Origin of the sequence: Streptomyces rapamycinicus NRRL 5491 (assembly GCF_024298965.1) — a bacterium.
Taxonomy (GTDB): domain Bacteria; phylum Actinomycetota; class Actinomycetes; order Streptomycetales; family Streptomycetaceae; genus Streptomyces; species Streptomyces rapamycinicus.
Genome location: NZ_CP085193.1, coordinates 9778772 through 9793818 on the forward strand (window position 1 = coordinate 9778772; position 15047 = coordinate 9793818).

The window sequence follows — 15047 nt, forward strand, 5'->3', positions numbered from 1 at the left end:
ATGTCTTCCGAGCACCATGGTCGTCATGACAACGTTGTAGCGGTGGTGGGCGTCGCCTGCCGGCTGCCCGGCGCGGACGGCCCGACGGCGTTCTGGGACCTTCTGCGGCACGGTGTCGAGGCGGTCGGAGCGGCCTCCGGCGATCGTCTTCCCGCCGATCCGACGGCGCCGGCGCAGGGCGGCTTCCTCGACCGGATCGACGAGTTCGACGCCGGTTTCTTCGGGGTCCCGCCGGCCGAGGCCCACGCCATGGATCCTCAGCAGCGCCTCGTCCTGGAGTTGGCCTGGGAGGCGCTCGAAGAGGCGGGCATCGTCCCGGCCTCTCTGCACGGCACCACGACCGGCGTCTACCTCGGTGTGATGGGCGACGACTACGCCCGGCTGACCTTCGGCGACCCGGACGGCCCGAGCGCGTACAGCGCCACCGGCGTCTACCGCAGCATCATCGCCAACCGGGTCTCGCACTTCCTCGGTGTGCACGGCCCCAGCCTGACCGTCGACGCCGGACAGTCCTCGTCGCTGGTCGCCGTCCACTTGGCCGTCGAGAGCCTGCGGCGCGGTGAGTGCGACACGGCGCTGGTCGGCGGCGTCAGCCTCATCGCCGACCCGGACAGCGGCCGACTCACGGCCCGGATGGGCGCGATGTCACCCGACGGACGCTGTTACGCCTTCGACGAGCGGGCAGCCGGATTCGTCCGAGGCGAGGGTGCGGGCCTGGTCGTCCTCAAACGGCTGAGCGCGGCGATCGCCGACGGCGACCGGGTGCTGTGCGTCGTCCGGGGCAGCGCCATCAACAACGACGGCGACGGCGAGCGCCTGACCGACCCGAGCCCGGCGGCCCAAGAGGCGCTGCTGACCAGCGCCTACCAGCGTGCCGGGGTGACGGCCGGCGACGTCCAGTACGTGGAGGCGCACGGCACCGGCACCCGGGTCGGCGATCCGGTCGAGGCGGCCGCGCTCGGTGCCGCACTGGCCCGGCACCGGCCGGCGGACGCCCCGCTGCGGATAGGCTCGGTGAAGACGAACATCGGCCACCTCGAGGGCGCGGCCGGCATCGCCGGACTGATCAAGACGGTGCTCTGCATCGCCCACCGGGAACTGGTGCCCAGCCTCAACTTCGAGCGGCCGAACCCGGCGATCGCGTTCGACGAGCTCGGCCTGGGGGTCCAGCAGGAAACCTCGCCCTGGCCCCGTCCGGAGGACGAACTGATCGCGGGGGTAAGCTCGTTCGGCATCGGCGGCACCAACTGCCACGTGGTCCTAAGTGAGTGGACCGCGCCGGCGACGGGCACGCCGGACCGCCCCGAACCCGGTGTCCTTCCGCTGGTCGTCTCGGGAGCGACCGACGCGGCCCTGTCCGCCCAGGCCGCGCGCCTCGCCACGCACCTCGATCGGCCGGAGCAGCCCGCGGCGGACCTGCCGGAGTTGGCGCACGCGCTGGCCACCACGCGCACCGCGTTCGCGCACCGCGCCGTCGTGATCGCCCACGACCGCGACGGATTAGTCACCGGTCTGGCCGCCATCGCGGACAACCGCGCCCGCCGCGGCGTCGTCCGTGGCACGGCCGACGCCGCCGGCACCGCGTTCCTCTTCTCCGGGCAGGGCAGCCAGCACGTTCGGATGGGCCTCGAACTCGCCGCCGCGCATGAGGCGTACGCCCGCGCCTTCGCCGAGGTCGAGAGGGTCATGGATCCGCACCTCGACCACTCCCTGGCCGAGATCCTGCGTGACCCCGACCTGATCAATGAGACCGCCTACAGCCAGCCCGCCCTGTTCGCCGTCGAGGTCGCCCTGTTCCGCCTCTACGAGAGCTGGGGCATCGCCCCGGACCTGCTGGCCGGGCACTCCATCGGTGAGCTCGCGGCCGCGCACGTGGCGGGCGTTCTGAGCCTGGACGACGCTTGCACACTGGTTGCCGAGCGCGGCCGGCTCATGCGGAACCTCCCGGACGGCGCCATGCTGTCGCTGCGCGGCGAGGAGCACGAAGTACGCACGTTCTTCGAAACGGCGGCGACGGACGTCTCGATCGCCGCTCTCAACGGCCCGTTCAGCACCACCCTCGCCGGAGACCGCGACCAGCTCACCGACCTGGCCGAGCGCTGGCGCGCCCACGGTGGCAGATGTCAGTGGCTGGAGGTGAACCGGGCCTTCCACTCTTCGCACACCGACCGGATTCTCGACGAGTTCCGTGAGGTCGCGGAGCGTCTCACCTACGCCCGGCCGCGCATTCCGGTCGTGTCCAACGTCACCGGGCGCGTCGTCACCGGTGACGAGATGAGCTCGGCCGACTACTGGGTCCGGCACGTCCGGCAGACCGTACGGTTCCTCGACGGCATCCGGGCCCTCGACGAGGCCGGCGTCACCACCTTCGTCGAACTCGGCCCGGACGCGGTGCTGTCCGCGATGGGCCGGTCCTGTCTGCCCGGCCGTGACGCCGTGTTCGTCAGCGTGCTTCAGGCCCGGAAGCCGGAGACGCGGTCCGTGATCGCCGCTCTGGCCGAAATGCACGTACGAGGCGTACGGATCGACTGGAACGCCGTGTTCGGCGCGCCCCCGGCCGCCCATGTGCCCCTTCCGACGTACGCGTTCCAGCGCTCCCGCTACTGGCTCGGCTCGGCGGCCGCGCCGGAACCGGACGCGACGGGCTCCGCCCTCGACCGGCGGATGGCCGGGCTGGCACCGGCCGAACGCACGCTGGTCATGCTCGACCTGGTGCGCGAGCACGCCGCCGCCGTGCTCGGCCACGACGATCCGGGTGCGGTCGCCCCGACGCTCACCTTCCACGACCTGGGTTTCACCTCGTTCACCGGCGTCGATCTGGGTACCCGTCTGGCCCGGGCGGCCGGAGTGGCGCTGTCGCCGACCGCGGTCTTCGATTTCCCGACGCCTCAGGCGCTGGCTGAGCATCTGGTGCGGCTGGGGTCGGGTACGAAAATGACCGCCGGTGAGGTGGTTCGGCCGCGGTCGGTGGATGAGCCGGTCGCGATCGTGTCGATGGCGTGCCGGTTCCCGGGCGGAGTGTCTTCGCCGGAGGACTTGTGGCGGCTGGTGTCCGAAGGTGTGGACGCGGTGGGTGGCTTCCCGGCCGATCGCGGCTGGGAGACGGAGTCTGCCGGGTATGCGCGGGTGGGTGGTTTCCTGTCCGGTGCCGCCGACTTCGACGCGGAGTTCTTCGGGATCTCGCCGCGTGAGGCGGTGGCGATGGATCCGCAGCAGCGGCTGCTGCTGGAGGTGTCCTGGGAGGCCCTGGAGCGGGCAGGCCTGGACCCGGCCGGGATGAAGGGTACGGACACCGGGGTCTTCGCGGGGCTGTACTCGCAGGATTACGCCTCGCGGCTGCCGGAGGGCGATGACGGCTTCCGGCTGACGGGGAACACGTCGAGCGTGGCGTCCGGCCGGGTGGCGTACACCTTCGGTCTTGAGGGGCCGGCGGTCACCGTGGACACGGCGTGTTCGTCGTCGCTGGTGGCGATGCACCTGGCGGCGCAGGCGCTGCGCAACGGGGAGTGCTCGCTGGCGCTGGCCGGTGGTGTGACGGTGATGGCCACCCCGGGGATGTTCACGGAGTTCGCGGCGCAGGGCGGGCTGGCGGCCGACGGGCGGGTCAAGGCGTTCTCAGCCGAGGCGGACGGCACCAACTGGGCCGAGGGTGTCGGGGTGGTGGTGCTGGAGCGTTTGTCGGAGGCGCGGCGGCTCGGGCATCCGGTGCTGGCGGTGTTGCGGGGCAGTGCGGTCAACCAGGACGGCGCGAGCAATGGCCTGACCGCCCCGAACGGTCCGTCCCAGGAGCGGGTGATCCGGCGGGCGCTGGCCGATGCCCGGCTTTCCGCTTCGGACGTGGATGTGATCGAGGGGCACGGGACGGGGACCACGCTCGGGGACCCGATCGAGGCGCAGGCGCTGCTGGCGACGTACGGGCAGGGGCGGCCGGAGGACCGGCCGTTGTGGCTGGGATCGCTGAAGTCGAACATCGGCCACACTCAGGCGGCGGCCGGGGTGGCCGGTGTGATCAAGATGGTCGAGGCGATGCTCCACGCGACGCTCCCGGCGACCCTGCACGCTGGTGAACCGTCGCCGCGGGTGGACTGGACGGCCGGTGAGGTGCGCCTGCTGACGGAGGGGCGGCGGTGGGAGTCGGAGGGCCGTCTGCGGCGGGCCGGAGTCTCCGCGTTCGGGATCAGCGGCACCAACGCTCATGTGATCCTGGAGCAGGCGCCGGACGCGGTTCCCGCGCGATCCGCGCCCGCCCGTCCGGTGGTGACGGGCGATGTGGTGCCGTGGGTGTTGTCGGCGCGGTCGGATGCGGGGTTGCGGACGCTGGGGGGCCGGCTGGCGTCGGGTGTCCCGGCCGGGGCCGACATCGCGGATGTGGCGGGGGCGCTGGCGGGTTCGAGGGCTGGGCTGGAGTTCCGGGCGGTGGTGCTCGGCGCCGACCGTGCGGAACTGGACGAGGGCCTGACGCGGGTGGAGCCGGTCGGGGCGGCGGCCCGGGGCCCGGTGGCGTGGGTGTTCCCGGGTCAGGGGTCGCAGTGGACCGGCATGGGCCAGGAACTGGCCGATTCCTCGCCGGTGTTCGCGGACGTGCTGGACGAAGTGTGTGCGGTGGCGGATCCGTTGCTGGGCCGCTCGTTGCGGGAGGTGATGTTCTCCGGCGTCGAGGTGCATCAGACCGGCTTTGCCCAGGTGGCGATATTCGCGTTCGAGGCCGGGTTGGCGGCGGCGGTGCGGGCGGCCGGCCTGGAGCCGGACTTCGTGGCCGGTCACTCGGTGGGTGAGGTGACGGCTGCCTATGTGGCGGGCGCGGTCACTCTCGAAGACGCGGTGCGGCTGCTGGTCGCGCGGGGCGCGTTGATGCAGGCACTGCCGCCGGGCGGGGTCATGGCGGCGGTGCAGGCCGGCGAGCATGAGGTGGACCTGTCCGGCCTGGAAGACCGGGTTGCCGTGGCGGCGGTGAACGGTTCGTCGGCGGTGGTGCTGTCCGGGGATGAGGATGCGGTCGAGGTTGCCGTCGGGCGGCTGGCGGGCCGTAAGGTGCGCCGGCTCGAGGTCAGCCATGCGTTCCATTCGCCGTTGATGCGTCCGATCACTGCTGATCTGGCGCGGGTGGTGGCCGGAATCCGGTTCACGGAGCCGCGGGTGCCACTGGTGTCGGCGGTCACCGGGGCCGTGGCGGATGCGGACGTGCTCCGCGATCCGGAGTACTGGGTGGAGCAGGCGGTGGGTACCGTCCGTTTCCACGACGCCGTCCGCTATCTGCACGGGCGTGGCACGGCCGGGTTCTTGGAAGTCGGCCCGGACCGGGTGTTGTCGGCTGTGGTTCACGGCGGCGACCGCGGGGTGTGGGCGGCCGGTCTGGCCGAACGGGGGGACGCCGGGGCTCGTCGTCTGCTGGCCGGTCTGGCCGAGGCATGGGCTCATGGCGCGGCGGTGGACTGGACCCGACTGGTCCCGGTCGGCCGTCCGGTGGAGTTGCCGACGTATCCGTTCCAGCACCGCCGCTATTGGCCGGCCGGCCGGGCGGCCTCGGCGTCGGGCCACCCGGTGGTGGGGGAGGGCGTGCCGCTGGCGAGCGGTGCCGGGACGGTCTTCGCGGGGCGACTGGCGGCGGATCCGCTGATCGACGGGTCGATGGCGGTGGCCGAACTGGCGGTGTACGCGGCGGGGCAGGCCGGTTGGCCGGTGCTCGAGGAGCTTGAGTTCGAGCAGGTGCTGGCGCCGGAGGGTCCGGTACAGGTGCAGGTGAGCATCGCGGGACAGCGGCTGGAGGTGTTCGCGCGTCCGTCCGATGCGGGCGAGTGGGTGCGGTACGCCAGCGCGGTCGTCTCGGAGCGGGTCCGGCCGGTGCCGGACCATGCCGGCGATGAGGTGGCCGTGGAGGTGCCCGATGCGGCCGGCTATGCGATTCATCCGGAGTTGCTGGAAGCCGCGCTGAACCTGGGCCCGGATGAGGTGCCGTCGCGGTGGGAGGGCGTCCGGCTGCACGCGGCCGGGGCCCGGGAACTGCGGGTCCGCGTAGGCGCGTCGGGTCTGCTCGCGGTGGATGGTGACGGACAGCCGGTCCTGGAGATCGCGCGGATGACCTCGCGTCCGGCCCCTCGGGGCGGGCCGGTCCACGGTGATCTGCTCGGCCTGCGCTGGGAGCCGACGTCGGCGGCTGGCCTCGGGACGGCGGAGTGGACGGTGATCCGGCCGGGCGGGAGCGTCCCGCCGACGGACGGCGAACCGATGACCGTGGCCGCGGTGTGCGCGGGCGAGGATCCGCTGGGCTGGGTGCTCAGCGTTGTGCAGGAGTGGGCGGGCGAGGACCGGCCGGCCGGGTCCCGGCTGGTAGTGGTGACTCGGCAGGCAGTGGCGGCTGGTCCGGATGACATGGTGTCCGGCCTGGTTCAGGCACCGGTGTGGGGTCTGGTGCGGGCGGCCCGCGGTGAGCACCCCGGCCACGTCCTGGTGCTGGCCGACACCGATACCGACGACCTGGCCCCGCTGGCCGCCTCGGTCGCCGGCGGTGACACGGAAGTGGCCGTTCGCGGCGGCGAGGTACGCGTGCCCCGGCTGCGCCCGCTGCCCGCCACCGCCCTGCCCGAATGGCCCACTCTGGGCGGCACGGTTCTGGTCACCGGCGGCACCGGCACGCTGGGCGGTCTGGTCGCCCGGCACCTGGTGGAGCGGCACGGCGTCCGGGACCTGGTCCTGGCCAGCCGGTCCGGCGCGGACGCGCCCGGTGTCGACGGGCTGGTGGCCGACCTGGAGGCGGCCGGGGCCCGGGTGCGGGTCATGGCCTCTGATCTGGCCGATCCCGGCGCGGCCGACGCGCTGGTCGCGGGCATCCCGGACCTGGTCGGGGTGGTGCACGCGGCCGGGGTGCTGGCCCCGGAGACGGTGCGGGCGCTGACACCGGAAGGGCTCGGCCGTACGCTGCGGGCGAAGGCCGTTTCCGCGTGGCGGTTGCACGAGGCGACCCGCGGTCTGGACCTGCGGCTGTTCGTGCTGTTCTCCTCTCTGTCCGGGCTGCTGAGCACGGCCGGCTTCGGGGCGTATGCCGGGGCCAACGTCTACCTGGACGCGCTGGCCGCGCGTCGGCGGGCGGAAGGGCTGCCGGCGGTGTCGATCGCCTGGAGCATGTGGGAGCAGACCAGCGCGCTGACCGAAGACCTGCCCGTGGTGTACGCGGACCGGCTGACCCGTGGCGGCGGCGTGCCACTGGAGACCGGGCACGCGCTGAGCTTGCTGGACGCCGCGGTGGTGAGTTCGGAGCCGGTGGTGGCGGCCGGGCTGGACATCGCCGTGGTGCGGGCCGCGCTCGCCGCCGGGCTGCCGCTGTCGCCCGTCCTGCACGCCCTCGGCCGCCCCCGGCGGCGCACGGTCACGGCGGGCACCGGCCCGATGGGTGCGCTGGCCGGCCGCCTGGCCGAGGCGCCCGAGGCCGAACACTCCGGGCTCGTACTCGATCTGGTCCGCAGGCACGCCGCCGCGGTACTCGGCCGCGACGATCCCGGTTCGATCACACCTGCGCTGCCCTTCCACGATCAGGGCTTCACCTCGTTCACCGGTGTCGAATTCGGCAACCGCCTCACGGCGGCGACCGGAGTGGCGCTGTCGCCGACCGCGGTCTTCGACTACCCGACACCGCAGGTGCTGGCCGAGCACCTGGTCGCCCGGGCCACCGGTGTGGCCGCGCGGAAAAACGAGGTGGCGCCGGGTCGGTCGGTGGATGAGCCGGTCGCGATCGTGTCGATGGCGTGTCGCTATCCGGGTGGGGTGTCTTCGCCGGAGGACTTGTGGCGGCTGGTGTCCGAGGGTGTGGACGCGGTGGGTGGCTTCCCGGCCGATCGTGGCTGGGAGACGGAGTCGGCTGGTTACGCGCGGGTGGGTGGTTTCCTGTCCGGTGCTGCCGACTTCGACGCGGAGTTCTTCGGGATCTCGCCGCGTGAGGCGGTGGCGATGGACCCGCAGCAGCGGCTGCTGCTGGAGGTGTCCTGGGAGGCCCTGGAGCGGGCGGGCCTGGACCCGACCGGGCTGCGCGGCTCCGACACCGGGGTCTTCGCCGGACTGTCCGGCCAGGACTACAGCTCGCGGCTGTCCGACAGCGACGCGGGCGGCTTCCGGCTTACGGGGAACGCGTCGAGTGTCGTTTCCGGCCGGGTGGCGTACACGTTCGGTCTCGAGGGTCCGGCGGTGACGGTCGATACGGCGTGTTCGTCGTCGCTGGTGGCGATGCACCTGGCGGCTCAGGCGCTGCGGAACGGGGAGTGCTCGCTGGCGCTGGCCGGTGGCGTGACCGTACTGGCGACGGAGGGGGTGTTCGCGGAGTTCGCGGCGCAGGGCGGCTTGGCGTCCGACGGCCGGTGCAAGCCGTTCTCGGCCGCAGCCGACGGTACGGGCTGGGGCGAGGGCGTCGGCGTGGTGCTGCTGGAGCGGCTGTCGGAGGCGCGGCGGCTCGGGCATCCGGTGCTGGGGGTGTTGCGGGGCAGCGCCGTGAACCAGGACGGGGCGTCCAACGGCCTGTCGGCCCCCAACGGCCCGTCGCAGGAACGCGTCATCCGCCGGGCCCTGGCCGATGCCCGGCTGACTCCGGGCGAAGTGGACGTTGTCGAGGGACACGGGACGGGCACCACGCTCGGGGACCCGATCGAGGCCCAGGCGCTGCTGGCGACGTACGGGCAGGACCGGCCGGAGGACCGGCCGCTGTGGCTGGGGTCGGTGAAGTCGAACATCGGCCACACCCAGGGGGCGGCCGGTGTGGCCGGTGTGATCAAGATGGTCGAGGCGATGCGGCACGGGACGCTCCCGGCGATGCTGCACGCCGATGAGCCGTCGCCGCATGTGGACTGGTCGGCCGGTGAGGTGCGGCTGCTGGCCGAGGCGCGGACGTGGGAGTCGGCGGACCGTCCGCGGCGGGCAGGGGTGTCGTCGTTCGGGATCAGCGGCACCAACGCCCATGTGATTCTCGAAGAGGCCCCCGCCGCTTCGGTCGTGGTCCCGTCGGCGGAGCCCGTGGTGACCGGCGCTGTGGTGCCGTGGGTGTTGTCGGCGCGCTCGGGTGCGGGGTTGACGGCGCTGGCGGGGCGGCTGGTGTCGGATGTCCCGGCCGGGGCCGGCATCGGGGATGTGGCGGGTGCGCTGGCGGGGGGCCGGGCCGGGCTGGAGTACCGGGCCGTAGTCCTGGGTGTTGACCGTGACGAGCTGGACGAGGCGCTGACGCGGGTCGAGCCGGGTGGACCGTCGGTGGCTGGTGGCGGTGTGGCTTTCGTGTTCCCGGGTCAGGGGTCGCAGTGGCCGGGGATGGGGCGAGAGCTGCTGGCCTGTTCGCCGGTGTTCGCCGAGTTCGTGGCCGAGTGCGAGCGGCTGGTGGACTTTCCGCTGCGGGACGCGCTGGTGTCGGGGGTGGGGCTGGACCGGGTGGAGGTGGTCCAGCCGGTGTTGTTCGTGATGATGGTGGGCCTGGCCAAGGTGTGGGAAGCGGCGGGAGTGGTCCCGTCGGCGGTGGTGGGCCATTCGCAGGGTGAGGTCGCTGCCGCGTGTTTCGCGGGGGCTCTGTCGTTGGAGGACGCCCTCGGTCTGGTTATCGCGCGGGGCCGGGCGTTGGCGGCGCTGGCGGGTACGGGCGGGATGTTGTCGGTCGCGGCGGCTCCCGAGGTGGTCGAGGGCTTGCTGCGGGCCGGGTTGGGGATCGCGGCGGTCAACGCGGCCGAGCAGGTGGTGGTTTCCGGGGCGCCGGAAGCGCTGGACGCGTTGGCGGCGCGGTGTGAGGCGGCCGGGATCCGGGCCCGTCGGGTCGATGTGGACTACGCGAGCCACCACCCGTTGGTGGAGTCGGTGCGGGACGACTTGCTGGCCGTGCGGGTATCGCCGCGGGCGGGCCGGGTGCCGTTCTACTCGGCGGTGACCGGCACGGTGATGGACACCGCGGAGCTGGACACCGCGTATTGGTGGCGGAATCTGCGGGAGCAGGTCAAGTTCGCGCAAACCGTGGCGGCGGTGCCGGTGGCCGGGTTCGTGGAAGTGAGCCCGCACCCGGTGCTGGTGCCGGGGATCGAAGGCGGCTGGGCGGTCGGGTCGCTGCGTCGCGATGATGGCGGGCAGCGGCGCCTGCTGGCTTCGCTGGGTGAGGCGTGGACTCATGGTGCGGCGGTGGACTGGGCCCGCCTGGTTCCGGTCGGCCGTCCGGTGGTGTTGCCGACGTATCCGTTCCAGCACCGCCGGTATTGGGCGTCGGGTGGCGGGACGGGCCGGGGCGACGCGGGTCACCCGCTGCTGCAGTCGGCGGTGCGGTTGGCCGAGGACGCCGGCTGGGTGCTGTCGGGGCGGGTGTCGGCGGGCACGAGTCCCTGGCTGGCCGATCACGCGGTCTCGGGAACGGTGCTCGTGCCCGGGGCGGCGCTGGCCGAGCTGGTGCTGAATGCCGGGGACCGCGTCGGGTTGCCCGCGATCGGGGAGATCACGTTCGAGCAACCCCTGGTCTTGAACGGCGGCCCGGTTGACCTTCAGGTGTCGGTGGAGGGCGATCGGGCCGCCGTGTTCTCCCGTACCGGGGAGCAGTGGACCCGGCACGCCACCGCGACCCTGGCCGATCCGGCCGGGACGGTGGAAGGTCTGGACGGGCAGTGGCCCCCGGCCGGCGCGCGGCCGCTGCCGGTCGGCGACGCTTACGAGGCCATGGCGGGTCGCGGGTACGAGTACGGGCCGGTGTTCCGCGGCCTGCAGGCGGCCTGGCGGCTCGGCGAGGACCTGTACGCCGAGGTGGAGCTCCCCGCCGGGGATGCTCAGGACGGGTTCGCGATCCATCCGGCGCTGCTGGACTCCGCCTTGCACATGATGGTCGTGGCCGCGGAGGACAGCCACGGGGTGCTGCTGCCGTTCGCATGGCGGGATGTGCGGTTGCACGCCACGGGGGCGTCAGCGCTGCGGGTGAGGTTGCGCCCGGCCGGCCCGGACGCGTTCGCTCTGCTGGCCGCCGACGGTGAGGGCCGGCCGGTGGTGTCGGCGGCGGCGATGATTTCCCGTCCGGCCGACACCGGCCGGCTCACCCGCTCCGCCACGGGTGCGGGGCTGTTGTCGCTGGAATGGGCGCCGCTGAACCTGGGATCGGCTTCGGAGCAGGCCTGGGTACGGGTGGGCCCGGGGTTGGATCTGCCTGAGACCGCGGACGAGCCGGTGCTCGCGTCGGCCGAGCCGGCTGATGTGTCCGCGGCTTTGGCGCTGGTGCAGGCGTGGCTGGGGGCTGGGTATCCGGCGGGGTCGCGGTTGGTGGTCCGTACTCGTGACGCGGTCGCCGCGGCCGAAGGCGACATGGCCGCTGGGCTGGAGTCGTCGGGGGCGTGGGGGCTCGTGCGGTCGGCGCGGTCCGAGCATCCGGACGCGGGTCTGGTGCTGCTCGACGACGACGGGCGCCCCGAATCGGCCGAGATCACCGCCGCCGCGCTGGCCACTGGGGAGAAAGAGCTCGCGTTGCGGGCGGGGGCGGCGCTGGTGCCCCGCCTGCGCCCGGTATCGGCCGTACCCGAGCTGCCGACCGGTCCGGGGGCGTGGCGGCTGGAGTGGGCCGCCGGGGGCGACCTGGACGAGATGCGGGTGGTTGCGGCCCCGGACGCCGAGCGGCCGCTGGGTCCCCATGAGGTTCGTATCGCCGTCCGCGCGGCGGGGGTGAACTTCCGCGACCTGTTGTCGGCACTGGGCATGCTGCCGGGCGACACCCGGCCGCCGGGCAGCGAGGGCGCCGGGGTCGTGGTCGAGGTCGGTCCCGAGGTGCGCGGCCTGGTGTCCGGCATGCGTGTGATGGGGATGTTCCAGGGGTTCGGCCCGCTGGCGGTGGCCGACGCGCGGCTGATGGCGCCGGTGCCGGACGGGTGGAGCGACGTCGAGGCGGCAGCGATACCGATCGTCTATCTGACGGCCTACCACGCGCTGTTCGACCTGGGCCGGGTGCGGGCCGGCGACCGGGTGCTGATCCACGCGGCGTCCGGCGGGGTCGGCATGGCGGCGGTCCGGCTGGCGCTGGCGGCCGGGGCCGAGGTGTTCGCGACGGCGAGCCCGGCCAAGCAGGCCACGGTGGCCGAACTGGGCGTGACACGCATCGCTTCCTCGCGTACGGCGGATTTCGCGGGCGAGTTCGGCCAGGTCGATGTCGTGCTGAACTCGTTGACCGGCGAGTTGCTGGACGCGTCGCTGGGGATGCTGGCTGACGGCGGCCGGTTCGTCGAGCTGGGCAAGACCGACATCCGTGATCCGCGGCAGGTCCCGTTCGACGTGGCGGATCTGGCCCCGGACCGGCTCGCGGAGATGTGGCAGCGGGTCCTGGAGCAGGTCGAGCCGCTGCCGGTCACGGTGTGGCCGGCCGCCCAGGCGGGCGCGGCGCTGCGGTTCATGAGCCAGGCCCGGCACGTGGGCAAGATCGTGCTGCGTCTGCCCGGCATGGGCGACGGCTCGGTGCTGATCACCGGCGGCACCGGAACGCTGGGCGGCCTGGTCGCCCGGCATCTGGTGGACCGGCACGGGGTGCGGGATCTGGTGCTGGTCAGCCGGTCGGGGCCGGCTGCGCCCGGTGCGGCTGAACTGGCCGCTGAGCTGGAGCTGGCCGGGGCGCGGGTGCGGGTCGTCGCGGCGGACTTGTCCAACCGCGCCGCGGTCGACGCGCTGGTGGCGAACATCGCGGATCTGTCCGGGGTGGTGCACGCGGCCGGCGTGCTCGAGGACATGCCGGTGACCTCGGTGACCAGCGAGTCGCTGGCCCGGGTGCTGGCCGCCAAGGCCGAGACGGCCTGGCACATGCACGAGGCCACGGCCGGCCGGGACCTGCGGATGTTCGTGCTGTTCTCGTCGCTGGCGGGGCTGCTCGGCAATCCCGGACAGGGCAACTACGCCGCGGCCAATTCCTATCTGGATGCCCTCGCCGCGCACCGGACGGCCCTTGGGTTGCCGACGGTGTCCATCGCCTGGGGTCTGTGGGAGCAGCGCAGTGCCATGACCGGTGCGCTGGCCGAGGTTGACCGGGCCCGGCTGGCGCGTGGCGGTGGTGTGGTGCTGGGTACCGGACAGGCATTGGGCCTGCTGGACCGGGCGCTGAGCATCGGTCGGCCGGTGGTGGCGGCGGGCTTGGACGTGGGTGCGGTCCGGGGCGCCATCGCGGCCGGGACGCCGGTACCGACGGTGCTGCTCGGCCTGGGCCGTCCGCCGCGTCGCGCCATCGCGGCCGCCGCGGGATCGACCAGTGTGCTGGGCCGTCGCCTGCTGGGCCTGGGCGAAGCCGAGCGGTTGCGCGTCCTGCTGGATCTGGTGCGTGAGCACGCGGCGGTGGTGCTGGGCCACGGTGATGCGAGCGGCGTGGAGTCCGGGCGGGCGTTCCGGGATCTCGGCTTCGACTCGCTGACGGCGGTGGAGTTGCGGAACCGGCTTGCCACCGCGGCCGGGCTGACGCTGCCGGCCACGGTGGTCTTCGACTACCCCACACCACAAGCGCTGGCCGATTACCTGCTGGGGCGGGTGACCGGTGCGGCCCCGGCCGCCGTGGCGGTCGCACCCGCGTCACGGTCGGTGGACGAGCCGGTCGCTATCGTGTCGATGGCGTGCCGTTATCCGGGTGGGGTGGCCTCCCCGGAGGACTTGTGGCGGCTGGTGTCCGAGGGTGTGGACGCGGTGGGTGACTTCCCGGCCGATCGCGGCTGGGAGACGGAGTCTGCCGGGTATGCGCGGGTGGGTGGTTTCCTGTCCGGTGCGGCGGACTTCGACGCGGAGTTCTTCGGGATCTCGCCGCGTGAGGCGGTGGCGATGGATCCGCAGCAGCGGCTGCTGCTGGAGGTGTCCTGGGAGGCCCTGGAACGGGGCGGCTTCGACCCGACCGGGCTGCGCGGCTCCGACACCGGGGTCTTCGCCGGTCTGGCCTTCCAGGGCTACGAATCGCAGCTGTCCGACGGTGACGGCAGCGGTTTCCGGCTGACCGGAAACACGACGAGTGTGGCGTCCGGCCGGGTGGCGTACGCGTTCGGCCTGGAGGGTCCGGCGGTCACGATCGATACGGCGTGTTCGTCGTCGCTGGTGGCGATGCACCTGGCGGCTCAGGCGCTGCGGAACGGGGAGTGCTCGCTGGCGCTGGCCGGGGGCGTGACGGTGATGGCCACCCCGGGGACGTTCGCGGAGTTCGCGGTGCAGGGCGGGCTGGCGTCGGACGGCCGGTGCAAGGCGTTCTCGGACGAGGCGGACGGCACCGGCTGGGGTGAGGGCGTCGGGGTGGTGGTGCTGGAGCGTTTGTCGGAGGCGCGGCGGCTCGGGCATCCGGTGCTGGCGGTGCTGCGCGGCAGCGCGGTGAACCAGGACGGGGCCAGCAATGGGCTGTCGGCTCCCAATGGTCCGTCCCAGGAGCGTGTCATTCGCCGGGCCCTGGCCGATGCCCGGCTGACCCCGGGCGGTATCGATGCGGTCGAGGGGCACGGGACCGGGACGCAACTCGGGGACCCGATCGAGGCGCAGGCGTTGCTGGCGACCTACGGGCAGGACCGGTCGCAGGAGCGGCCGCTGTGGCTGGGGTCGGTGAAGTCGAATATCGGCCACACTCAGGCCGCCGCCGGCGTGGCCGGTGTGATCAAGATGGTCGAGGCGATGCGGCACGAGACGCTGCCGCCGACGCTGCACGCCGATGAGGCGTCGTCGCATGTGGACTGGTCGGCCGGGGATGTGCTGCTGCTGAACGAACCGCGGTCCTGGAAGGCCGATGGACGGCCGCGCCGGGCCGGGGTGTCGTCGTTCGGGATCAGCGGCACGAACGCCCATGTGATCCTCGAAGAAGCTCCCGTTGAGCCGGTTGTGGCTCCGTCGGCGGAGCCGGTGGTGACCGGTGGTGTGGTGCCGTGGGTGTTGTCGGCGCGGTCGGACGCGGGATTGCGGGCGCTGGCAGGTCGGCTGTCCTCGGATGTCCCCGCTGGGGCCGACATCGCGGATGTGGCGGGGTCGCTGGCGCGGGGCCGGGCCGGTCTGGAGTTCCGGGCGGTGGCGCTGGGCGCCGACCGTGCGGAACTGGACGAGGGCCTGACGCGGGTGGAGCCGGTCGGGGCGGC

General features: G+C 73.3%; 1 protein-coding gene (cut by a window edge). It reads left to right on the forward strand.

Going from position 1 to position 15047, the window contains the following annotated elements:
• Window positions 1-15047 carry the 5' portion of a type I polyketide synthase gene (locus LIV37_RS41090; protein ID WP_121823905.1) on the forward strand. It continues 15424 nt past the right edge of the window, so the window shows 15047 of its 30471 coding nt (coding positions 1-15047); its start codon is at window positions 1-3; its stop codon lies beyond the right edge, outside the window.